This window comes from Sorangium sp. So ce1014 (assembly GCF_051521505.1).
Taxonomy (GTDB): Bacteria; Myxococcota_A; Polyangia; order Polyangiales; family Polyangiaceae; genus Sorangium.
Genome location: NZ_CP150356.1, coordinates 5,798,775 through 5,823,469 on the forward strand (window position 1 = coordinate 5,798,775; position 24,695 = coordinate 5,823,469).

General features: G+C 72.1%; 9 protein-coding genes. 4 read left to right on the forward strand and 5 right to left on the reverse strand.

Going from position 1 to position 24,695, the window contains the following annotated elements:
* The 5 genes from WME75_RS21835 to WME75_RS21855 all read right to left on the reverse strand — a co-directional run bounded on the left by WME75_RS21835 (position 1) and on the right by WME75_RS21855 (position 20,261).
* The gene (locus WME75_RS21835; RefSeq protein WP_437494056.1) at positions 1-5,538 is read right to left on the reverse strand and encodes a type I polyketide synthase; all 5,538 of its coding nucleotides are present in this window, start codon (positions 5,536-5,538) and stop codon (positions 1-3) included.
* Positions 5,531-9,763, reverse strand: coding sequence for an amino acid adenylation domain-containing protein (locus tag WME75_RS21840; RefSeq protein ID WP_437494059.1), 4,233 nt, complete (start codon positions 9,761-9,763; stop codon positions 5,531-5,533). The genes WME75_RS21835 and WME75_RS21840 overlap by 8 nt, the downstream gene beginning before the upstream one ends.
* Entirely contained in the window at positions 9,760-19,110 is a 9,351-nt protein-coding gene (locus WME75_RS21845; RefSeq protein ID WP_437494062.1) for an SDR family NAD(P)-dependent oxidoreductase, read from the reverse strand. The genes WME75_RS21840 and WME75_RS21845 overlap by 4 nt, the downstream gene beginning before the upstream one ends.
* 324 nt (positions 19,111-19,434) lie before the next feature.
* Entirely contained in the window at positions 19,435-19,758 is a 324-nt protein-coding gene (locus WME75_RS21850) for a hypothetical protein (RefSeq protein WP_437494064.1), read from the reverse strand.
* Between the two features lie 113 nt (positions 19,759-19,871).
* Entirely contained in the window at positions 19,872-20,261 is a 390-nt protein-coding gene (locus WME75_RS21855; protein ID WP_437494066.1) for a hypothetical protein, read from the reverse strand.
* 158 nt (positions 20,262-20,419) lie between these two features.
* Between WME75_RS21855 and WME75_RS21860 the strand changes: the two genes are divergently transcribed.
* Genes WME75_RS21860 through WME75_RS21875 form a run of 4 tightly spaced genes read left to right on the forward strand, consistent with a single transcriptional unit; the run spans position 20,420 to position 24,566 of the window.
* Positions 20,420-21,067, forward strand: a complete 648-nt coding sequence (locus WME75_RS21860) for an RNA polymerase sigma factor (protein WP_437494068.1) — start codon at positions 20,420-20,422, stop codon at positions 21,065-21,067.
* The gene (locus tag WME75_RS21865; protein WP_437494071.1) at positions 21,043-22,371 is read left to right on the forward strand and encodes a FecR domain-containing protein; all 1,329 of its coding nucleotides are present in this window, start codon (positions 21,043-21,045) and stop codon (positions 22,369-22,371) included. Before WME75_RS21860 ends, WME75_RS21865 begins: the two co-directional genes overlap by 25 nt.
* A complete protein-coding gene (locus WME75_RS21870) occupies positions 22,368-23,423 on the forward strand; it encodes a hypothetical protein (RefSeq protein WP_437494074.1) in 1,056 nt (351 codons plus the stop codon). The genes WME75_RS21865 and WME75_RS21870 overlap by 4 nt, the downstream gene beginning before the upstream one ends.
* A 60-nt stretch (positions 23,424-23,483) precedes the next feature.
* Positions 23,484-24,566, forward strand: a complete 1,083-nt coding sequence (locus WME75_RS21875; protein WP_437494077.1) for a hypothetical protein — start codon at positions 23,484-23,486, stop codon at positions 24,564-24,566.
* Positions 24,567-24,695 lie beyond the last annotated feature (129 nt).

The window sequence follows — 24,695 nt, forward strand, 5'->3', positions numbered from 1 at the left end:
CTATTCGAACGAGGTCAGCTCGGCGAGCTGCGCTTCCAGCTCGGCCTGCGAGAGCCGCTTGATCTCGGCCACGAGCTTCCTGTCCTCCGACACGACGGGCGCGGCGGACGGCGCAGGCTCACCGCGCTCGAGGCAGAGGACGTCATCGCATACGAACCGCGAGAGCGCGGTCACGCTGGGATAGTCGAGGGTCACCGTCGACGGGAGCGGCCGTCCGAGACCGGTCTGCAGCTGATTCTTCAGGAGGATCGACGAGAGCGAATCCATCCCCATCTCGAAGAAGCCCCGGCGCGTATCCACGAGCTCCACGGGGCGAACCCCGAGGACCCGCGCCGCCAGCTCGTGGACATGGCGGAACACGAGATCGCGCCGCTCGCTCGATGGCGCCCGCTCGATCTGCGCTTGCAGCGTGAGCGGCGCGTCGGCCGATACCTCATCCCGGGCCGCGCGCCTCGCGCGGGCGACCTGCGGGAGCGACGAGAAAATCGGGACAGGGCGCCCCGCCGCGAGGCCATGGATGTAGCTGGCCAGATCGCCCGAGACGACGCTCGTCTGGACGCCGCCCCGCTCGATGAGCTGGTCGAGGATCCTGACGCCGAGATCGGGAGGGATGCGGACGAGGCCCGCGTCGGACAAGGCATTCGCTCCGAGCGTCGCCAGCATGCCGACCTCGGAGAAGGGGCCCCAGTCGACGCTGAGGGCGGGCAGCCCGAGCGCGCGGCGATGGTGCGCGAGCGCATCCAGGAAGGCATTGGCGGCCGCGTAGCTGCTCTGACCTGGCGCGCCGGCGATCGCCGCCAGGGACGAGAAATAGACGCAGAAGTCCAGGGACAGGTCGCGCGTCAGGACATGGAGGTTCCACGAGCCCTGCACCTTCGCCGCGAGGACCGCCGCGAACTGCTCCCAGGTGTGCCGGAGGAGCACCGAATCGCCGGGGAGCCCCGCCCCATGGACGACGCCTGCGAGCGGCGGCATCTCGCGCGCGATCGCGCTCAGCACGCGAGCCGCGTCCTCCTCGATGGAGACGTCGGCGATGAAGATCGCGATCTCGGCGCCGCTCTCCCGGATCTGGCGCAGCTCTTCCGCCGCCTCGGCCGTGGGCTCGCGCCTCCCCATGAGCGCGAGGTGCCGCGCCCCACGCTCGACCAGGCGGCGCGCCACGCGCCGCCCGAGGCCGCCCATCCCGCCCGTGATGAGGTAGGTGCGATCCGGGCGGAGCGGCGCGACCTGCGCCGAGAGATCCAGCGCGCCGTCGGCCACGACGCGCTGCACGTACCGCTGCCCATCGCGGAACGCGACGTGATCTTCCCCGTCCGGCCGATCCACCTCGCCGAGCAGCAGCGCCGCCGCGCGCTCCGCGTCGTGCGCGGGATCGAGATCGATCATCCCACCCCACACCTCGGGATGCTCGAGCGCGATCGTGCGGCCGAGGCCCCAGATCGGCCCGGCGGCGAGCTCGATCTGCGCGCCGGGCTCGACCGGCTGCGCCCCCCGGGTAACGAGCCAGAGGCGCGTGGACAGGTTCGCGCGTCCGAGCGTCTGCACCACGCGAAGGACGCTGCCGCAGCACCGCTCCTCGGCGGCGGCGAGCGACGTGGCGGTGAGCTCGCCCGCGGAAGGCGCGTCGAGGCCCCAGAGGTGCACAACGCCGCGGAGCGGACGGTCGGTCGTATCCTGCTCCAGCGCGCGGACCACGTCCTCGAACCGCGCGACCTCACCGGCGTGCGGCGGCTCCGTCGGGCTCGGGACGACAAGGCATCGCTCTCCGCGGCGCCGGAGCGCCTCCGCGAGCGCGGCGCCGAGGCCACGTCGATCCGCGAAGATCCACCACCGCCCGCCGGCTGCGGCGTCCGGCGCCCCCTCCGAGAGGGCGCGGCGGCGCGGCTGCCACTCGACTTTGTAGAGCCAGCTCTCGAGTCGCGTCCCCGTCGCGGTCCGCAGCGCCTCCGGTGAGGCCTTGTGCAGGGATAGCCCTTCGGCCTCGAGCACGAGCCCCCCCTCCGCGGTGAGCACGCGCATCTCGCCGTGGAGCGCCGCGCCGTGCCCCCCGGCGCTCGGCCGCACGGTCACCTGGCTCCACAGCCGATCGCCGGGCCGGCCGTGAAGCCGGACGCGGTCGAAGGCGACCGGCAGGTAAGGCTCGCTCGTCCTCATCGACCCATCCGCGCCGAGCAGCGCGCCGCCCACGATGTGCAGGCAGGCGTCGAGGAGCGCCGGGTGGAAGCAGTAGCGGCCCGCGTCCTCGGCGAGCGCGGCCGGAGCGGAGATCTCCGCCACGACCCCTCCGTCCCGCCGCCACAGCGTGGAGAGCCCGCGGAAGGCGTCGCCGTAGTGGACGCCGACGGCGCTCGTCTGCCGGTAGTAGCTCTCTCCCGTCATCTCGCCCGCGTGGAGCGCGCGGATCGAATCGAGAGACGGCGCCGCGCCGACGTCGTGCGGACCTTCGCTCCGGATCGCCCCCGACGCGTGGAGCCGCCAGTCGACCTCGCCGCCGGACGGCTCGGCGCGCGCGCTGAAGATCTCGAACGACGCCTCGCCCGCGCCGCCAGGCACGAGGACGGTCTGCAGGACCCGCTCCTCGCCGGCAGGGAGCGGCAACGCCTCGTGAATGACGACCTGCTCGAGGACCCGCGCCGTGGGTCCGAGCACGACAGCGCCTGCGGCGAAGGCCAGCTCGAGGTAGGCGGTCGCCGGAAAGATGACGACGTCGAAGACCTGATGATCGTTCAGAAACGGCAGCGCTCGGGTGCTCAGCCGGGTCTCGAAGACGACGCCGCGGATCGCCGGAGACCGGAGCCGCTGTCCGAGGAGCGGGTGTCCATCCGCCGGACCTTCGCGCTCCACGGGCCGCGCGGACTGCGATCGCGGAGGTGGATCGATCCAGTAGCGCTCGCGCTGAAAGGGGTAGGTCGGGAGCACGAGCTTTCGGCCGGCTCGGTCGCGGTCGAAGCCCGCGAAGTCCACCTTCGCGCCTCGTACGTACAGCGCTCCCAGGCTCTCCAGCATCTGCGCGCAATCCGAGCGCTTCGGCCGCAGCGACGGCAGCCACACCCCCGCCCCCTCCGGCACGCACCGCTGCCCCATCGCCGCGAGCACAGGGCTCGGCCCCACCTCCACGAACGCTTCCACCCCCGCCTCGTGCAGCGCCCGTATCCCCTCCATGAACCGCACCGGCGCGCGCACATGGCTCGCCCAGTACCCCGCCTGCGTCACTTCCTCGCGCGCCGCCCTCCCCGTCACGTTCGCGATCAGCTTCCGCTGCGGCGCCGCCATCTTCACCTTTGACGCCGCCCGCTCGAACGCCTCCACCATCGGCGCCATCAGCGGCGAGTGAAACGCGTGCGATACGTTCAGCCACCGGCTCTTGACGCCGCGCGCTCCCAGCGCCTCCACCACCGCCGTCACCGCGCCTCGCGCCCCCGATACAACCGTCTCCGACGGCCCGTTCACCGCAGCGATCGACGCCTCCGCCGCGTACGGCCTCACCGCCTCCGCCACCGTCGCCTCGTCCGCGAACAGCGCCGCCATCGCCCCCTGCTTCGGCAGCGCCTGCATCAGACGCCCTCGCGCCGCGATGAGCCCGAGCCCCTGCTCCAGCCCGAACACCCCCGCCACGCACGCCGCCACGTATTCCCCGACGCTGTGCCCCAGCACCGCAAAGGGCTCTATCCCCCACGCCTTCCACTGCGCGCTCAGCGCATAGCCCACCGCGAACAGCGCAGGCTGCGTGTACTCCGTCTCATCCAGCGGGCTCGCCTGCCCCGCCGCCGGGTACAAGACCTCGATCAGCGGCCTCTCCAGGTGCGGCCGCAACAGCGCATCGCACTCCTCGATCGCCCGCCGGAACACGGGCTCCGTCGCGAACAGCTCCTGCCCCATGCCCGCGTACTGCGCGCCCTGCCCGGTGAACAGGAATGCCACCCGCGGGCCGTCAGGACGCTCTACCCACCCCTGCTCCGTCTGCTCCGCTGGCTCGCCACGCGCATACGTAGAGAGCCGCTCCTGCATCTCCTCGCGCGACGCCCCGACCACCGAGAGCCGGTGCGCAAAGCGCGCCCGCCCCGCGCGCGCCGTGAAACACACGTCCGAGACCCGCTCCTCCGGGTGCGACGCGAGGTGCTCCGCGTACTTCCCCGCCAGGGCGCGCAGCGCGTCCTCCCGCTTCGCCGAGATGCACAAGAGCTGCGCCGGCCGCTCCGCCGCAGCCTTCACCTCCGGCCGCGCAGGCGCTTCCTCCAGCACCACGTGCGCGTTCGTGCCCCCCATGCCGAACGAGCTCACGCCTGCGCGGCGTGGCGTCCGCGTCCGCTTCCACTCCGTGAGCTGCGTGTTGACGCTGAACGGCCCCTTCGAGAGCTCGCAGCGCGGGTTCGGCTCGACGAAGTGGAGGCTGGGCGGCAAGGCGCGATGCTCGAGCGCAAGCACGGTCTTGATCAGGCCGGCCACGCCCGCGGCCACCTCGAGGTGGCCGAAATTCCCCTTCACCGAGCCGATCAGGCACCCTCGCTTTGCGCCACGGGCTTCGCCGAACACCTTCGCGAGCGCGGCTATCTCGATGGGATCGCCGAGCAGCGTACCCGTACCGTGGGCCTCGATGTAGTCGATCGTCTCCGGCGCGACGCCGGCGATCGCCTGCGCCTCCGCGACCACCTGCATCTGCCCCTCGACGCTCGGCGCGGTGAACCCGACCTTCACCGCGCCGTCGTTGTTGATGGCCGAGCCCCGGATCACCGCGCGGATGCGGTCGCCGTCGGCGAGCGCGTCCGCGAGCCGCTTGAGCGTCACAACCCCCACGCCGCTCCCGAAGACCGTGCCGCGCGCCGACGCGTCAAAGGGCCGGCAGCGACCGTCGCTCGACCCGATCCCGTCCGGTTCGTGGACGTAACCCGCGAGGTGCGGGACGCGGACGGTCACGCCGCCGGCGAGCGCGACGTCGCATTCGCGGTTCAAGAGGCTCTGGCAGGCGAGGTGCACGGCGACGAGCGAGGTGGAGCAGGCGGTCTGCACACCGACGCTCGGGCCCCTCAAGTTCAGCTTGTAAGAGACGTGCGTCGACAGGTAGTCCTTGTCGTTGGCGACGAGCGCCTGCGTCCACTGCAGCAGGCGCATGTAGCTCAGATCGGGCTGAATGTTCGACACCAGGTAGCTGCTGAAGCTCGAGCCCGCGAACACCCCGATCGACCCCTCGTAGCCCTCGGGGACGCAGCACGCGCTCTCCAGCGCTTCCCACGCGCATTCGAGGAACAGGCGGTGCTGGGGATCGGTGAGCTCCGCCTCGCGCCGCGTGAAGCCGAAGAACGACGCGTCGAAGTGCTCGATCCGGTCGAGCACGCCCGCGGCCGGCACGTAGCTCGGATCCCGCGCCGCGGCGGGGTGGACGCCCGACGACGTGAGCTCCGCCTCCGAGAAGAACGAGACGGACTCGACTCCATCGCGCAGGTTGCGCCAGTACTCCTCCGGACCCCGCGCCCCCGGGAAGCGGCACCCGATGCCGATGATCGCGATGTCGCTCCCCTCCGCGGACCCCGGATCACTCATCTCCGCCCCCGCGCCCGGCGCGGGCCGCGCGCCGTGCCGCTGCCCTGTCTCGGCCCCGCTTGAGGGAGGCGCCCTCGTTCCCCTCCCCGGCGAGGCGCGCCGCGAGCGCGCGGACGGTCGGGTACTGGAACAGCTCGATCGTGGAGAGCTCGGCGCCCAGCGCCTCTCTCAGCCGGACGCCGATGCGGACCACGTGAATCGAGTTGGCTCCGAGCTCGAAGAAGCTCTGCTCGACGCTCACGTGATCGAGCCCAAGGATCTCCCCGATCACCGCGGCGATCGCCCGCTCTGTCTCGTCGCGCGGCGGCACCACAGCAGCGCTCCGCTCCGGCTCATCGGCCTTCAGCTCGGAGAGCGCCTTGCGATCGATCTTGCCGTTCGCCGTGAGCGGCATCGCGTCGAGCACAACGATCGAGGCAGGGACCATGTGCGCCGGGAGCTTGACCTTGAGGAGCTCGCGCAGCGCGTCCTCCGGCGAGCGCGGAGCGGCCTGCATGTCGAGAGGCCAGCCGCTCACGGAGCCGTCGACCGCGCCGCCGCCGAGCAGCGCGTGCGCGTACATGTGGCCCTCGTCGAGCAGGAAGAGATCCCGGACCGCCGCGAAGTCCACCTTGCCCACGGGCATCAAGCCGATCCCCAGGCCGGGCGCAGCCGTCATCAGGAGCTGGCCCATGTAGCCTGCCTCGATCTCGCAGAAGTCGTGCGACGCGTCGCCGTACAGGGGCAGGATGGCGTTCCTCTGCGCGACGAGGAACAGCGAGAACGCCGCCTCCTCGAACGGCGCCTGGTTGTGCGCGTAGTGAATCCGCCGATCGAGGACGGCGCCCTCCGTGAGGATCACCAGGCTCTGCTCGCGCGGGTGATAGTAGTAGGTCCCCCCGGCCACCCCTTCGATGCGACCCGGCTTCACGTAGACGTAGGTCTGGACGGGGTACAGGCTCCCCGCGGACGGGTAGCGGTACTTGGGATACCCATCGACGTCGATCTGGCGGAGGCAGGAGAGGAGCGCGGAGAACCTGTCCAGCTGGACCGGCCCGCGCGAGAACTGGCGGTGGGTCCGGCGCTCCAGGAAGAGCGCCCGCGTCGCCTCGTCCACCGGCGGCACAGGCAGCGAGATCCGGCGCCGCTCCGGGCCGTCCGCGCGCAGGCCGTGCTGCTTGAGCTTGAACTCGAGGCGGGCCAGCGGATCGTCGATCCCGCCCTCCGGTTTCGCGGGCTCCTCCGCCGGGGCGCCCTTTCCTGCGCCCGGAGGCGCGTCCAGCACCACGTAGGCGACGAGGCGCTTCTTGTTGCGCTCCTCTCCCACGGCCATCGCCACGGCCGAGCGCACCGCCGGGTGCTGCTTCAGCGCCGCCTCGATCTCGCCGAGCTCGATGCGCTGCCCCTGGATCTTCACCTGGAAGTCTGCGCGGCCGAGGATCTCGATGAGGCCGCCGGGGAGGCGTCGCCCCAGATCGCCGCTGCGATAGAGGCGCTCGCCGGTCTCCGGGTGCCGGACGAAGCTCGCGGCGGTCCGCTCTTCGTCGTGGAAGTAGCCTCGAGCGAGGCCCGCTCCGGCGATGTAGAGGTGTCCCGACACCCATTCGGGGCACGGCGCGAACGCGTCGTCGAGCACGTAGTACCGGGCGTTCGTCATCGGCCGCCCGTAAGGGATGCTCTTCCACGCCGGATCGACCGACGCGATCGGGTAGCAGATGTCCCAGACCGTGGTCTCGGTCGGCCCGCCGGCGCCGAGGATCCGGACGCCCGGCGTCAACGCCCGCAGGCGGTCCGGCAGCGTGACGGGGATCCAGTCGCCGGACAGGACCACCTGGCGGAGCGCGCCGGGCAGCCTCGCCGCGTCGTGCGGCGTGTGCTCGAGGTACTCGATCAGCATCTCCAGGAACGCCGGCACCGAGTTCCAGAACGTGACGCGCTCGCTCACCAGGAGCTCGGCCCAGTGCGCCGGATCCCGCAGCTTTGCGGCGTCGGGCAGCACCAGCGTCGCGCCCGCGAGCAGGCCGCCGAACACGTCGTACACCGAGAGATCGTGGTGCAGCGCGGTCAGGCCGATGATGCGATCGCCGGGGCCGACCTCGAGGAGCCGATTGACCTCGATCACGCGGTTCAGCACGCTCCGGTGCTCGATCATCGCCCCCTTCGGCACGCCCGTGGATCCCGACGTGTAGAGCACGTAGGCGAGGTCCTCCGGGCGGTTGACCGGCGCGAGCGGCGAGGCGTCGAGGTCGGGCGGGATCTCGTCGACGGCGAGCTTGCGGACGCGCTCGGGCCACTCGAGCGACCCGTCCAGCCACGACTGGGTGAGGACCAGCTCCACCTGGCTGTGCTCCAGGAGGAAGTCACGGCGCTCCCGCGGCAGGCTCGGGTCGACGGGCAGATAGGCCGCTCCTGCCGCGTGGATGCCCAGCACGGCCGCGACCTGCTCCCACCCCTTCTCCATCACCACGGCCACGAGCGCGTCGGGGCGCGCGCCGCGCTCGCGCAGCCAGCGGCCGATCTGGTTGGCCCGCCGCGACAGCTCCGCGTACGTCAGGCTGCCGCGTGACGACACGAGGGCCACGCCCTCCGGCGTCTGCGCGGCCTGGGCCGCGAAGCGCTCCGGCAGCGTGCCCGTGGGGATGGGCGCGTCCGTGGCGTTGAGCTCCGCCCATCGCTCGAGCTGCTCCTTCGGCAGCTCGATCAGGCGGCGAGCGTCCTTCTTCCACGTCGCCGGATCGTCGGCGAGCCCCCGGACCAGCCGGCAGAAGGCGTTGAACATGTCGTCCACCATCCCGGGCGGGAACAGCGCGGCGACCGCGTCCCAGTGGGCGATGAAGCCGCCGCGCTCCTCCGCGACCTGGAGGTCGAGCCACACCTGCGGGGTCTGAACGCTGCTGAAGACGACCTCGCCAAGCTCGTGGAAGAGGGAGAGCGACAGCGGGAAGCCCTCCGACGCGAGGCCGAGGATGCCCGTGAAGATGATCGGCATCATGCCGCCCGAGAGCCGCCGCCGAGCCTGGGCCAGCTCGCGCAGGACCTCGATCCCGCTCGACCTGTGCTGGAGATCGTTCCAGAGCTGCTCCTGGACCCGCCTCGCCCGCTCCTCGAAGGTGTCCCCGGCGGTGTTGCTCGTGCCGAGCAGCACCAGCGAGGTGAAGTCGCCGAGGAGATCGTTCACCTGCGGGTGCAGCGGCAGGCGGTTGAACATCGTGACGTTGATCGTGAGATCCGGGTGCTCGCTCCACGCGGCGAGGACCGTCGTGTAGGCGGTCATCATCACAGCCGACAGCGTGAGCCCTTGCTTCAGCGACTGCGTCTTCAGCCGCGCCCACGCCTCTGGCTCGAGCTTGCCGATACGGCGCGTGAAGCGGGTCTCGGACAGGGCAGCCGGGTTCATCGCGAGCGGGAGCTCCGGCGGCGGAGGCAGCACCGCGACCCGCTCGCGCCAGTACTCCATGGCCTGCCGGTGCTGCGGCGAGCCCTTGAGCTCCATCTCGGCGAGCACGTAGTCGCGGAACGAGAGCTCGATGGGGGGCAGGAAGGCGCCCGGATCCCGGTACAGCATCGCCCACTCATGGCCGAGCTTGAGCAGGCTCCCGCCATCGATGTGGAGCAGATCCAGGCTGATGTGGACGCGGGTGAGATCCCCGTCGAGCAGCGACGCGCGGATCTCGAACGTGGGCCACGCGTCGGCCGGGAGCAGCTGGTGCGCGAGGCGCTCGCGCGTCGCAGAGAGCTCTGCCTCCGCCGCTTCCGGCGAGAGCCCGCGAAGATCGTGCGCCTCGATCGAATACGCGGGTACGCGCTCCAGGATCTGCTGCCGTCCGTCGGGGAGCACGATGGCCCGGAGCATCTCGTGCCGCTCCACGAGCCGCTGAAAGGCGCGGGAGAGCTGCCCGAGATCCATCCCCGTCGCCTCGATCTCCGAGTAGGCGTGGATCGACACGTCTCCGAGGTCGAACGCGGCGCTCCGCCCGATCCAGTACGCCTGCTGGATGTCCGTCAGCGGGAAAGGCTCGTAGCGATCCTGCGGGGCCGGCGTGATCCGCGCGACGGGCTTGCCGCCCGGGCCGCTGCTCCGGCGGAGCAGCGCGATGAGCTCGGATTTGCGTTGCCCGATGAGCGCGCGCATCTCCGGCGTCATCACGCCCTTCGGCGCTCCGATCGCGAGCTGATCGCCCTCGACCGACAGCTTGATCCCCTGCTGGGCAAGCGCGCCCAGCAGCTCGGTGACGCCCTCGTTCATATGAGCGTGGTCTCCCATTCTTCCTGGCCTGCATCGGGCGCCGGGGCGCGCTGGTGCACGGTGTCGAGGAGCGCGCGTGACCTGATTTGCGAGAGCAGATCGGCGGCGAGCTGCGACGCGCTCGACCCCATCAGGATCTGCACGATCGACAGCGCCGCGCCGAGATCGGCGTCGACGCGGTTGCGCAGCTGCATCGCCATGAGCGAGTCGATGCCCAGCTCATTGAGCGGCCGATCGGCGGCGATCTGGGCCGCCGAGAGCCGCGTGGTCCGCGCGATCAGATCGCGCAGGTAACGCTCCAGCAGCGCGCGCTGCTCGTCGGGGGCCGCGGCGAGCAGCGCGGAGGCGTCGAGCGCCGCCGGCGCGTCTCCCTGCGCCGCGAGGGGCTCTCCCGCGGTCGCGTCGTCGATCCAGAAGCGCCGCCGCTGCCAGGGGTAGGACGGCAGGGGGACGCTGCGGCCTGTCGGGACGAGCCGGCGGAAGTCCACCGCATGCCCGCGGACGTGGAGCGCGCCGAGCGACTCCAGCAGGACGTCGAGCTCGCCCGTCTCCCGGCGGAGCGACGGGAGCAGCGCCACGCCGCCTGGGCGGGCATCGAGCAGGCCGGACTCGATCGCCGGGAGCAGGACCGGGTGCGGGCTCAGCTCCGCGAAGACGTTGAAGCCCTCCGCGAGCAACCGCTGGATGACCCCGGAGAAGAGCACCGGCGCCCGCAGGTTCCGCGCCCAGTACGCGGCGTCGAGATCGCTGCCGTCGGTCGGCTGCCCGGTCACCGTCGAGTACATCGGGATCGAACCGCGCCGGGGCGCGATCCCCGCCAGCGCTGCGGTCAGATCGCCGAGCAGCGGATCCATCTGCGGGCTGTGCGAGGCGACGTCGATCTTGACCCGGCGGCAGAAGATCCCGCGGCCCTTGATCTCCTCGAGCACCTCGTCCAGCGCCGCCGGATCGCCCGCGAGGACGGTCCCGCGGGGGCTCATGATGACCGCGACCGACAGCCGGTCACGGTGGCCGGCGATGGCGGCCTCGGCCTCGGCCTCGGGCAGCTCCACGAGGGCCATCGCGCCGGTCCCGCTCACGCGCCGGAGCAGGCGGCTGCGCTGGCAGATGATGCGCGCCGCGTCCTCGAGGCTCAGCGCGCCTGCCACGCAGGCGGCCGCGACCTCGCCCATGCTGTGCCCCACCACGACGTCGGGCACGACGCCGTACGAGCGAAAGACCGCCGCCAGCGAGACCTGGATGGCGAACAGGGCCGGCTGGATGAAGTCGATCTCCTCGAAGCGGGCGCGCTCGCCTTCGGCCGTGAGCGACGTGATCAGGGACCACGCGACATGCTCTCGCATGACGCGCTCGCACCGCTCCATCATCGCGCGAAAGACGCCGTCGCGCGCGAGCAGCTCGCGCCCCATCCCGAGCCACTGCGAGCCCTGCCCCGAGAAGAGAAACGCGAGGCGGCGCGAGCTCTCCGGCGCCTTTCGGCCGCTCACGAGGCCGGCGTGCGGTCTGTCGTCGAGGTAGGCCGAGAGGCCCGCGAGCGCGTCCTCGCGGCTGCGGACGACCAGCGAGAGGCGGTGCCTCAGGTGGCTCCGGCGGAGCGCGGCCGTGTAGCAGAGGTCCCGCAGCGCGGGCGCGTCCTCGGGGCGGCCGAGCAGGCTCCGCACCGCCTCGGCGCGGGCCCGCAGCGCGTCCGGGCTCGCCGCCGAGAGCGGCAGCAGGAGCGGGCGTCCGTCCTCCACCGGCGCGCCGGCGGCGGCGCCGCGCGGCGCCTCCTCGAGGATCAGGTGGCCGTTGGTGCCGGACCAGCCGAACGCGCTGACGCCGGCGCGGCGCGCGCTCCCACCGGCGGGCCAGGGAGAGAGCTCGGTCGGGATCGCGAACCGGGTGCCGTCGATCGTGATGTGCGGGTTCAGGGTCTCGAAGTGGAGGTGAGGAGGCACGGCCTCATGCTCGAAGCAGAGCACCGTCTTGATGATGCCGGCCACGCCGGCCGCCGCCTCGGAGTGGCCGATGTTCGTCTTCACCGAGCCGAGCAAGCAGCGATCGGCGCCGGCCTTCCCGTAGACCTCTGCGAGCGCCTCCACCTCGATCGGATCGCCCAGCGTCGTGCCCGTACCGTGCGCTTCGACGTACGTCACCCCGGACGGGTCGACGTCCGCGTTGCGGAGGGCCTGTCGGATGACGGCCGCCTGCGACAATCCGTTGGGCGCCGTGATGCCGTTGGAGTGCCCGTCCTGGTTCAGCGCCGTGCCCCGGATCACCGCCCAGACGCGATCGCCGTCGCGGAGCGCGTCGGAGAGGCGTTTGAGCACGAGGATGCCGCACCCCTCCGCGCGCACGAAGCCGTTCGCGCGGGCGTCGAACGTCCTGCATCGCCCGTCCGGCGAGAGGAACTCGACCTTCGACGCCGCGATGGTGAACTCGGGCGTCAGCATGAGGTTCACCCCGCCGGCAAGCGCGAGATCGCTCTCGCCGACGCGCAGGCTCTGACACGCGAGGTGGATCGCCGTGATCGCCGAAGAGCACCCGGTGTCGAGCGCGACGTTGGGGCCGCGCAGATCGAAGATGTACGACAGGCGCCCGGAGAGGATGCTGTGGGATGTGCCGGTGCCGCTGTAGGCGTCGATCTTGACCGGATCGGCGAACTGAAGCCGCGCGTAGTCGTTGCTGTGGCTCTGCACGCCGAGGAAGACGCCGGTCGCGCTGCCGGCCAGCCGCTCGAGGGTCTGCCCGCCGTCCTCCAGCGCCTCGTAGGCGACCTCGAGCGCGATGCGCTGCTGCGGGTCCATGGCGACGGCCTCGCGCGCCGAGATCCCGAAGAAGTCGGCGTCGAAGTCGCCGATGCTCGAGAGGAAGCCGCCCCAGCGGGTGTTCATCTTCCCGGGCGCGGCCGGGTCGTTGTCATAGAGATCCTGAGCGTTCCAGCGCTCCAGGGGAACCTCGGTGACCGCGTCGACGCCGTCGCGCAGGAGCGCCCAGAAGGACGCCGGATCGACGACCGCTCCGGGGAAGCGGCAGCCCATCCCGATGATGGCGATCGGCGGGGCGCTCGGCGGACCCGGCGCGGCGGAGGCGCCGTTCGTCGGTGCGTGGCCGTTCACCGGCTCCCGCGCCGCGCCGTTCTGCGCGCGGGAGGAGCCGTCTCCGTCCACAAGGACGTGGCCGTCGCGCCCCATCGCCTCCCCGTGGGAGCCGGCTGCCGCGTCGGGCTCGAGCGAGACCCCCAGCCGATCCGCGAGGAAGCGCGCGATCGCGGAGATGGTCGGGTGGTTCCACACGAACGTCGCCGGCAGCGTCAGCCCGACGCTCGCGCCGACGCGGTTGCGGAGCTCGACGGCGGTGAGCGAGTCGAGCCCCAGTTTGCGTACCGAGGTGTCCGGATCGATCGGCGACGAAGGCGGGAGGCCCAGGACGGAGGCGAGGTATCGCGAGACGTGGGCCTCGAGCAGGAGGCGGCGCGCTCGCCCCGGCGGCGCGCTCGCGAGCGCCTCGCGGAGCCGGTGCTCGGGCGCGGCGAGCGCCGCGGGCGCGGCCGGCCGAGCCTTGCGCAGGCGCGCGAAGAACGGCGATGCGGCGGCGGACGCGTGGGTCTCGCACCATCGCTCCACGTCGAACGCGACCACGCCGATCTGGGCGGCGTCCGCCCGCAGCAGGCGCGCCAGCGCATGAAGCCCGTCGCCGGGCGAGAGGCTCGCGATCCCGCGCGCGGCGAGGAAGGCAGAGCGATCCTCGCGCGCCGCCAGACCCACCTCGGACCACGGACCCCAGTTGATGCTGAGGCCCGGCAGACCGCACGCGCGCCGGTGGTGCGCGAGCGCGTCGAGAAAGGCGTTCGCTGCCGCGTAGTTCCCCTGGCCGGCGGTGCCGAGCATCGAGGCCACGGACGAGAACAGGACGAAGAAATCGAGCGGAGCCCCGAGCGTCAGGCTGTGCAGGTTGAAGGCGCCGGCGACCTTGGACGCCATCACCGCCGCGAGCCTCTCGCGATCGAGATCCACGAGCGGGGCGTCGTCGACGCTCCCCGCGGCGTGCACGACGCCGCGGAGGGGCGGGATCCGCAGCGCGACGCGCGCGAGGGCCGTCGCAAGCTCGGTCGCGTTCGCCACGTCGGCCCGAGCGATCTCGACGCGGGCGCCGGCTCGCTCCAGCGCCCCCACGGCCTCCTGCGCCGCAGGCGAGCCGCCGCTCCGACCCACGAGCACGAGGTGCTTCGCCCCGCGCTCGACCATCCACCGCGCGACCTCGAGGCCCAGAGCACCGAGGCCGCCCGTGATCAAGTACGCGCCGTCCGGGCGCAACCGGCTCTCGTCCGCCGCTGTGGCGTCGGCCGACCTGGCGCCGGGATCGGCGAGCGCCGCCATCGGGCGCCGGGCGAGCCGCGCCACGTAGCGCGCGTCGCCGCGCAGAGCCCACTGCGGCTCGTCCGTCGCGGAGAGGAGCAGCTCGGCGAGCGACGACGCCTCGTCCGCGCCGCCGCGCGGATCGAGATCGACGAGGGTCGCGCAGAGCTCCGGGTGCTCCTGGGCGATCACCCGCCCGAGGCCCCAGGGCGACGCCTGGGCCGGTGACACGGCGAGGACCTCCTCGCCTGCCGCTTGCGCGCCGCGCGTCAAGACCCAGAGGCGCGGCGATCGGCCGGCCGCGGTCAACGCCTGGACGAGGTGCAGCACGCCCGCGCAACCGAGCGCCTCCGCCGCGGCGAGGCTCGCCACCGAGGTCTCCTCGGGCGCCGCGGCGTCGAGGCCGAAGAGGTCCACGATCCCCGCGCACGCCGGCTGATCCGGCCCGAGCGCCTCGGCGACGAGGCGTACGAGGTCCTCGGGGCGCGCTGGATCGACGAGATAGCGGTCCGGAGCCGGGCGCTCGAACGCCGCCCCCGCATCGACGCGCACGCAGCGGCTGCCCAGGGCCTCGAGCCGCTCGATCAGCCGATCGCCCAGGCCCGCGCGATCGGCGAGGACGACCCAGCGCTCGCTGGACGCCGGTCGTGACGAGGGCTCGGGGGCGGCGAGGACAGCGCCTCGCTCCCACTGGATCTCGTAGGCCCCGAAGCGCGCGTCCTGCTCCTCCGCCGCCGGTGACACAGGGGCCTCGTGCTCCTCCGCGACGCGCGTGGCCTCCAGCCAGAAACGCTGCCGTTGCCACGGGTAGGCAGGCAGCGGCGCGAGCCTCCCCTCGTGCGGATAGAGCCCCCGCCACTGGACGGGGTGACCCAGCGCATAGAGGGCCCCGAGCGACTCGAGCATCACGGCGCGCTCGCCCCGCTCGCTCCGCAGCGTGGCGAGGAGCGTCCCGCTGCGCCCGGAGCGCTCCAGGCATTCGGCCATCGGCCGTGCGAGCGCAGGGTGCGGACCGATCTCGACGAAGATCTCGTACCCTTGCCCGATCGCCTCGGACACCGCGGCTTCGAACCGGACCGGCTCGCGCAGGTTGCGCGCCCAGTAGGCGCCCGTGAGCTCGCTCCCCAGGACCGGCTGCCCCACCGTGGTCGAGAGCATCGGCAGCGCCGCCTTCCGCGGAGCGAGCCGCTCCAGCGCGGCTTCGAGCTCCTCGGCAAGCGGCGCCATCTGGCCGCTGTGAGAGGCGAAATCCACGTCGAGCAAGCGGCAGCTCTTGCCCTGGGACTCGAGGCGCTCGATCACGGCCGCGAGGGCGTCCGGCTCGCCCGAGAGCACCGTCGAGGAGGGGCTGTTCATCGCGGCCACCCAGAGCCGCCCGGGAGCCTCCGCGACGAGTCGCTCGGCCTCCTCGCAGGACACCCCGGTGACGGCCATCCGCCCCTGTCCGGCGGCCCGGTGCGCGAGCCGCCCGCGGTGGCTCACGATGCGCGCCGCGTCCTCGAGCTCCAGCGCGCCGGCGACATGGGCGGCCGCGACCTCGCCGACGCTGTGGCCGATGACCGCATCGGGCACGACCCCCCACGCGCGCCACTGGGCCGAAAGCGCGACCTGGAGGGCAAAGAACATGGGCTGCGCCACATCCGACCGCGACAGGCGCGAGCGCGAGGCGTCGACCTGCAGCTCTTCCCGCACCGACCAGCCGAGGTGCGGGAAGAGCGCGGCGTCGCAGCGCTCGATCGCCTCGCGGAACACCGGCTCGCTCGCGAGGAGCTCGCGCCCCATCCCGGCCCACGACACCCCCTGCCCTGCGAACACGAACACGATCTTGCGACGTGATCCCGGAGGGCAGCGCCCGACGGTGAGCCCGGGGCGCACCTCACCCGCGACAAAGGCGTCGAGCTCGTCGACGAGCCCCGAGACGGAGTCGGCGAGCACCGCAAGCCGGTGGTCCTGGTGCCCCCTCCGCGCCGCGGCCGTGTAGCAGAGATCGTGGAGCGCGAACGGAGGGCGGTCCCGGAGCTGGGACGACACCGCTCGGGCGAGGGCCTGCAGCGCCTCCGGCGTGTGCGCCGAGAGGGGCAGGAGCGACACCTCCGCCCGGGCGACCGCGGAGGGCGCGAGGTCCGCGAGCGCGACGGGGCGGGCGTCGGCCGGGACCAGGCGGGACCAGCCGATCGACGCCCCGCGCACGTAGATCTCGCCGAGCGCTTCGCGCAGCGTCGCCGCCTCGTCTTCGCCGCGGCGCATGCACGCGAGCACCGTCGCGCGTCGGCCGCCACGCTGCACGGTCTGCTCGATGTTGTGGAGCAGGACCGGGTGCGGCCCGATCTCCAGGAAGGTGTCGTGCCCCTCGCTCACGAGCAGCTCGAGCGCCGCCGCGAACCGCACCGGCTCCCGGAGGTTCCGGGCCCAGTACGCCGCCGTGCACTCGGCTCCGTCGAGCGCGGCGGCGGTCACCGTCGACACGATGGGCACCGACGCGCGCCGGGGCCTTAGCTCTCCCAGCGCAGAGAGCAGCTCGGGGACGAGCGGATCCATCGCCGGGCTGTGGGCCGCGAAGTCGACCTTGATCCGGTGGCCTGTGCGACCTTCGCGCTGGAGCGCGGCGAGCGTGTCGGCGACCGCGGCCTCCTCGCCCGAGATCACGGTCGAGATCGGGCTGTTGTAGCCGGCGACATGGAGGCGCCCCGGGTGCGCGGCGCAGAGGCGCTCGGCCTCCTCGGCGTGCACTTCCACGAGGGCCATTGCGCCACGGCCGTTCATTCGCTCCTGGAGCCTGCTCCTGTGGTGGGCGATGCGCAGCGCGTCCTCGAGATCGAGGGCGCCAGCCACGTGCGCCGCGGCGATCTCCCCGCCGCTGTGGCCGATCACCGCCGCGGGCTCGACGCCCCATGACCGCCACAGCGCGCCGAGCGCCGCCTGGACGGCGAAGAGCGACAGCTGCTGCACGTTCACCTCGCGCAGCCGCGTGCGCGACGCGTCGGCGAGGAGCTCGTCGACGAGCGACAGGCCGGCGAGCCGGCGCAGCGCTCGATCGCAGCGCTCGATCACCGCGCGGAAGACCGGCTCCTGCAGCAGCAGCGTGCGCCCCATGCCCGGCCATTGCGAGCCGCTGCCGGCGAAGACGAACACCACCCGTCCGTGGAGCCCCGCCGCGTCGCCAGCCGAGAGCCCCTTCTGCGGAAGCGCGGCGAGGTGGCCATCGAGCAGCGCCGCCGCCTCTGCGCGCGAGCTGGCCGTGACGGCCATCCGGTGCCGCCCCTGGCTCCGCATCGCCCTCGCCGCGGCCGTCGCGCACAGATCGGAGAGCGCCGGCTCCGGGCCGGGCGCGCCCGCGAGCGCGCGGATCTCTCGCGCCACCGCGGCGAGGGATTCCGGCGTGTCGGCCGCGAGCGGGAGGATCTGCGCCGGGCTCTGGCGAAGCTCCTCGATCACCACGTGGCAGTTCGTCCCTCCGAAGCCGAAGGAGCTCACGCCCGCGAGCGCGGCCTCGTCCTCATGGGGCCAGTCGACGAGCCTTGGCGGCACCGCGAGGCGCAGCTCGGCAAAGGGGATATAGGGGTTCGGCTGCTCGAAGTGCAGATTGGGGGGGATCTTCCGGTGCTGGATCGAGAGCACGGTCTTGATCAGCCCTGCGATCCCCGAGGCCGCCTCGAGGTGTCCGATGTTTGTCTTGACCGAGCCGATGAGCAGCGGTCGGCTGTCATCCCGCGCGCGCCCCAGCACGGCCCCGATGGCCTTGGCCTCGATCGGGTCGCCGAGCATCGTACCGGTCCCGTGCGCCTCGACGTAGTGCACCCGCTCCGGCGCGACGCCGGCGGCGCGGTAGGCGTCGCGCAGCACCGCCTCTTGCGCCTGCGGGTTCGGCGCGGTGAGGCCGTTCGAAAAGCCGTCGTTGTTCACGGCGCTCCCGCGGATCAGACAACGAATGGGATCCCCGTCCGCGAGGGCGCGGCGGAGCGGCTTCAGAACGACGACCCCGGCTCCCTCCCCCCGGACGTAGCCGTTCGCGCGCGCGTCGAACGCCTTCGAGCGCCCGTCGGGCGCCATGGCGCCAAACTTTGTCATCGCCACGGTGCTCTCGGGGTCGATGAGGAGGTTGACGCCACCCGCGAGCGCCATCGTCGATTCGCCCGCCCGAAGGCTCTGACAGGCGAGGTGGATCGCGACGAGCGATGACGAGCAGGCGGTGTTCACCGCGAGGCTCGGGCCCTGGAGGCCGAGCCAGTAGGAGACCCGTGCGGCGATGATGCTTGTGTCCTGCCCGGTCGCCGTGTGCTGCGTGATGTGCGAGGCCCTCCCGGCGGCGCACCGGGCGTAATCGCTCCACATCGCCCCCATGTAGACGCCGGTCTTGCTGCCGCGGAGCGCCTCCGCGGGCACGCCCGCGTCCGCGAGCGCCTCCCACGCGAGCTCGAGGACCAGGCGCTGCTGCGGATCCATCTGGACGGCTTCGCGCGGCGAGATGCCGAAGAACTGCGCATCGAACCGATCCATCTGATCGAGGAACCCGCCCCATCGGGTGCTCGTGCGCCCGGGCGCCGACGGGTCGGGATCGTAGAAGGCCTCCGTATCCCAACGATCCCGCGGGACCTCGGAGATCGCGTCCACGCCGTCGCGCAGCAGCGCCCAGAAGGCGTCGAGATCGTTCGCGGACGGGAAGCGGCAGGAGAGGCCAATGATGGCGATGAGATCGTCACCGCCGATGGACGCCGGCGCGTCGATCAATGGTAACAGAGGCGAAACAGGCGCGTCACCCGCAAGAAACAGAGAGAGCTCGGCAATGGTCGGGCAGTCCCACACGAGCGTCGGCGAGAGCGGACGTCCCAGCGCGGCGCCGAGATCGCTGATGAGGCCCGTCGCGCGACGTGAGTCGAGGCCCAGACGACTGAATCGCTCCCCTGTCGAGATCGCGCTCGGGTCGATCCCGAGGCCCGAGGCGAGATGCTCAATCAGCCAGGCCTGGACCGCCGCTGCCGTCCAGGACCCTCTGGAAAAATCCCAGCTCATTGAACAAATCTACCGTCAACGGCATTTGGGCAATCCATATGAAAGCTACGTAACACACATTTATGCCCCGGACAATAGCGCCACGGAGCGAGGCAGCGCCTTCCGTCTCGCTCCTTGATAGAGAGGAGGCCGAGTCCGTAGTCCGGAGCCAGGATCGAGGAATTGAATTCACATTCGCGCGTCGGGGCGGCAGTGGACGGGCGATCAGGTAGTTCGCGGCGTGCCGCACCGCGAATGACGAACGATGTGGGTTTCCTCGTCATTATCGCGGCGCGGAGGCGCACCCAGTTTCTCCCCAGCGCCGTCGCACTGCTGGGCCGCGGATCAGCTGAGCCAGCGTGCGAGCCACGAGCGCTCGCCGGCGTCGGGGTGCGCGGCGCGCGGCACGGAATTGCGGTCGGTGGTGGGCGAGGCGTGGAGCGGGCGCGGGGTTGCGCTGTCCGCGGCTTCGTCACGCCGCGCCCCTGTCGAGCCGCTGCACGATTCTACGTCATCGGTCAGAAGGCGTGGGCTGAGCCGAAGGAGCTCGAAGCGCGCGCTCGTGCATTGCATGATGCCTTTGCCGGGCATGTGCCTCCGATCTTCATCCTGGCAATGAACCCACCTTCCCTTGCTGCTGCGGTCCCACTGAATGAAGAGCGGTACCATGGGTCACATACTTCTTGGTCGCACGACGATCGCGGACCGGTGATCGCGCAACTTTGGGCCCGGCTTAGAGATCGCGCGCGCTCCTCAATCTTCACACCCACCGACTGGAACCGTTACTTCACACCGCCGTCGCCAGGGGAGGCGCAGTGATGGATAGCACGTTCTGGCGACGGGCCGCCGTCGGGTGCAGAAGAGCAAGAGCTGCTGAGCTGAGCCTGCTGGAGTGCGCTTTGCAGGGCGTTCTCCACGCACGTCGCTGCAAGTGGAAGGATCTCGTTCGCGCGCTCGGCCGCCTTCACCGTCGCCGACGGATTGACCACAAGCGTCGGCAGCTTGTTCACTTGCGCGATGATAGCGGAGACGGCGAACAAGAGGTGGAACTTGACGTACGTCTTGCCGGCTTTGAGAACATCGTTCAAGGACAGGCTCGCTGATGTGATCCGCCACAGCGCACGCACCGAGACCGCGGTCGAGCGGAGGGTCACTTTCGCCGACTGGATCAATCCGCGCTGTCCGGCCGAACGCGCAGGCGCTGCTCGATGTGGACGGCGGTACGGGCGAGCAAGCACGGTTGCCCACGGCCCTGCTAGGTTCGAGGATTCGTCCTCCCCGTGAGCCGTGGGCCCGGCCCTCCGGAGTCTTCACGCGCAGGACCCCCTCCGTGCGCGCTCGCCTCAAGCTCCTCCAATCACCGCCCGCGCCCCGCGGCGACGCATTCGTCGGCGATGACGCCGAGCTCGTCCAGGCCTTCCTGCGCGGCGATCCCAGGGCACGCGACGCCCTCTACGAACGGCACGCGGATCACGTCCACCGTGTTCTCTACCGGATCCTGGGCTTCGATCGTGACCTCGCCGACCTCCACCACGACGTCTTCGTCCGCGCGCTTCGCTCGATCGCGAAGATCGAGGATCCAAGGAGCCTCAAGGGCTGGCTCACCATGATCGCGGTCCACGTCGCGAAGTCGTCGATCACCCGACGTCGGCGCCAGAGGTGGCTCTGGTTCCTGCCCGGGGACGAACTGCCCGAGGTCGCGTCCAGCGGGCCATCCGGCGAGGTGCTCGACGCGATGCGGGCAACCTACGCCGCGCTGGAGGCGCTCCCCGCCGAGGAGCGTATCGCCTTCGCGCTCCGCTTCATCGACGACATGGAGCTCACCGAGGTCGCCGAGGCGTGCGCGACCTCGCTGGCGACCATCAAGCGGCGCCTCGCCCGCGCCGGCGTGCGCTTCGAGGCCGAGGCGCGCAGACATCCCGCGCTCGAGCCGTGGCTCGAGGGAGGTACCCGATGGGCAAGTCCGACCGATCGCTGATCGGCCTGGGTCGGCGCGTCGCGGCCCTGCAAGACCAGGCGCCGGAGGCGCGGCTCGATCACGCGCGGGGGCGCGCGCGGCTCGGCGCGGCCGAGCTCCGCGCCCCGCCCCCGACGAGGCCGCTCGCGGTCCGGCTCGGCGCGGCGGCCGCGGCGGCGCTGCTCGCCATCGCGATCGTGGCGGGCGTCGTGACGCGGCCTCGGCCGCTCCGGTTCTCGCTCGGCGCGGGTGAGCCCGGGGCCGTCGGCGCGTGGATCGCGGCGTCGTCCACGGCCGAGCTCCCGATCCGTTTCTCCGATGGATCCTGGCTTCTGCTCGCGCCGGGAGGGCGCGCCCGCGTCGCCGCCGTCGACGCGGACGGCGCCGAGATCGCGCTCGAGCGGGGCGCGCTCGATCTCTCCATCGTCCACCGCGATCACACGCGCTGGAAAGTGCGCGTCGGTCCGTTTCAGGTCCACGTGATCGGCACGCGCTTCGAGACCCGCTGGGATCCCACGACCGAGCAGCTCGTCGTCGCGCTGCGTGAAGGGGCGATCACCGTCTCGGGGCCGCTCGTAGGTGACGCGCGCGCGGTCCGCGCGGGCGAGCGGCTCACGATCTCGCCCGCGAATGGCACGCTCCAGGTCGGCGCGCTCGACGAAGCCTCGGCGCCCGCGCCCATGGCGATGATCCCCGGCGCGCCTGCGCCGAGCGCGCAGCCGGTCGAGGTAACGCCGAGCGTGCCCTCGCCGGGCCCGCCGGCGCGCGCCGTGGAGGCCGCGCCGCCTTCACCACGCGTTCGCGCGAGCGCCGAGGTCACGGCCGCTCCGGCGCGGCTGGCGGCGCCTGACTGGCGCGCCCTCGCGCTCGAGGCGAGATACAAAGATGCCCTCGCGGCGGCCGAGATCGAGGGGTTCGACGCGATCTGCGCGGCCGCGAGCGCTGGTGATCTGCGCATCCTCGGCGACGTGACCCGGCTCGGCGGCAATCCGGCGCGCGCGGAGCAGGCCTTCGCGTCCCTCCGCGCGCGGTTCCCCGGGTCGCCGGAGGCGGCGACGGCGGCGTTCATGCTCGGGAGGATCGCGCAGGATCAAAGCAACGACTATGCGGGCGCCGCGGGCTGGTTCACGCGGTACCTGAGCGAGCGGCCGGGCGGCGAGAACGCCGCGGAGGCGGCGGGGCGCCTCGTCGAGGTCGCGGACAGGATGGGGGACGAGGCCGGAGCGCGCCGCGCGGCGGAGCGTTACCTCGCGGCCCACCCGAGCGGCCCGCACGCGGCCTATGCGCGGGGCGTGCTCGCTCGCGGAGCGCGCGCGACGCCGTGACGCGACGCTCTTCGGCGCTCACCCTCGCCTGCGCGGCGCTCGTCGCGATCGCCTCCTCCACGCCGCCCGTGCGCGCCGACGATGAGGCGTCGACGGAGGCGGTCTCCACCGTCGCGGTCCTCTGCGCGCCCGGTGATCGCTTCGGCCTCCGCGTCCAGGCGGAGATCGAGGCGCTGGGCTTCCGGACCGTGCTGCTCGATCCCACGACCGAGCCAGCCTCGCGCGCGTCGCTGGAGGAGGCGGCGCGCGCGGCCGGCGCCGTCGCCGCGATCCGCGCGGTCCCCTCGGAGCGCGGCGTCGAGGTGTGGATCGCCGATCGCGTCACGGGCAAGACCGTCGTTCGCGCGATGGCCGGCGCCGAGGATGCGCTCGACGGCGACGGCGCGCTCGCGATGCGCACGGTCGATCTCCTGCGCGCGAGCCTCCTCGAGGTCGCCTTGCCGGAGCCGCCTCCCGGTGAGGTCCCGGCGACGGCCGAGATCCGCGCGAAGCTGGCCCTCCCGGAGCCCGGCGCGCTCGTGCAGGAGCCGCCGCCCGCGCTCCGCTTCTCGCTCGCTCCCGGCATGCTCTGGAGCTCCGGCGGCATCGGCGCCGCGGCCAGCCTCGATGTCGGTGTCGCCTGGATGCCCAGCGCGCATGTCGGCGTGAGCGGGTTCGCGGCGATCCCGCTGGCGAGGCTGCGCGTGGAAGGCGCGCAGGGCGGCGCCGATCTCGCGGCGCTGCTCGCCGGGGTGGGCCTGCGCTTCGTCCCGACCCCCCGCGCGGCGCGGTGGGCGCCTTCGGTGGATCTCGGCGCGATGGCCGTGTTGCTCCAGAGCGACGGAACGGCGAGCGCAGGATTTGTCGCGCGATCCGTCTCCGCGGCGACGGCGGCCCCGTTCGCGCGCGCCGGCCTCGCCTTCGCCCCCACACCCATGCTCCGCGTCCGCGCCGACGTCTTGGTCGGCGCGATCCTTCAAGGGGTCTCGGTCCAGCTCGCCGCCAGCGAGGCCGCGACCTGGGGCAGACCGATCGTACTCCCCTCGGCCGGCGTCGACTTTGGTTGGTTTTGATGAGCCGTGGCGGACACCCCTGAGGTCTTCACTTCAGGAGCTCGCACTGGAGGTGATCAAATGAAACTTTGGATGACGGCCCTCGCGGCAACGGCGATGATCGTGAACGGCGGGTGCACCCAGATCGTGCTCGGCCCGGTGGAGGCGGGGCCGGGGGAAGAGGCGCTCGTGGAGGAGCCGCCCTCGCCCAACGCTATCGCCGTGCGGTTCGGTGACCTGTTGTCCGACCCGTTCAACAGGGAGGTGCTGATGAACGGGCTGCAGCTCCAGTACCTGCCGCACCCCGACTCACTCGCGCTCTTCTTCAGTGATTCCGTGCAGCAGTGCAGCGTGCCGCTGATCGGGCGGGGGCCGGACGGGCTGCTCTCCCCTCCGGCCCCGTACGCCTTCTGGCAGATTGCCATGTTCATCCCGCCGGAGCTCAATCGGCCCGGGCTCATCGACCTCAGGGACCAACGCGTCACGACGTACCTAGCCGTATGGGCCCCCTCGCGCGGCGGCTCGACCTTCCTCGGCGGCGGGGCGGGGTACGCCATTGGAGGGACGGCTCCAAGGACGCTCGAGATCGTGAGCAGCGACGCGAGCTCCGTCTCGGTGAAGCTCTACTGGGGGACGCCGCCGTGGCAGATCAAGTTCAATGACGAGCCGTACAAGCCCGATCTGGACATCGGCGGCGATTACACGGCCGCCTATTGCGGCGATCCGCCGCTGCCGAGCCCGCCCTCACCGGGGCGCGCGATCCCTGGTGCCGCGCTGGCCACGCCTCCTGGCGGGCCGACCCCGGATCCCGACGCGCTCCATCTGTTCCTCGGGAGCGCGGCAGAGAGTTGCGCGGATCCCTGGTCGCCCCTCGCGTGCACCGGCGCTTCGCGCGTGACGTTGAGCCTCCCGCCGGCCTACCAGAAGCCCGGGATCCTCGATCTCACGGATCCGACCATCGCTGCGTCTTTCTCCTTCACCTACCCGGCGAGCGCGGACTGCACGGCTGGTGAGCCCATCAGCGGCGTGTTCGCCGGCGGCACGATCGAGATCCTGAGCATCGACGCGAGCGGGGTCTCGTGCAGGCTGTACGGGTCCCATACCGTGCTCACCCAGGGACGCTTCGACGCCGACGGGCTCTACACCGCGTCGAGCTGCCCCTGAGCAGCGCGACCGCGCCCACGGTGAGCCCGAGCCCGTTGCGCGCGAGACGGTGCGCCATCCCACGCGCCTCCTGTTCACGTGGAGCCAGCGTGCCCGGCGTTCACAGTCGGGCGGGCGCATTTCGCGGAG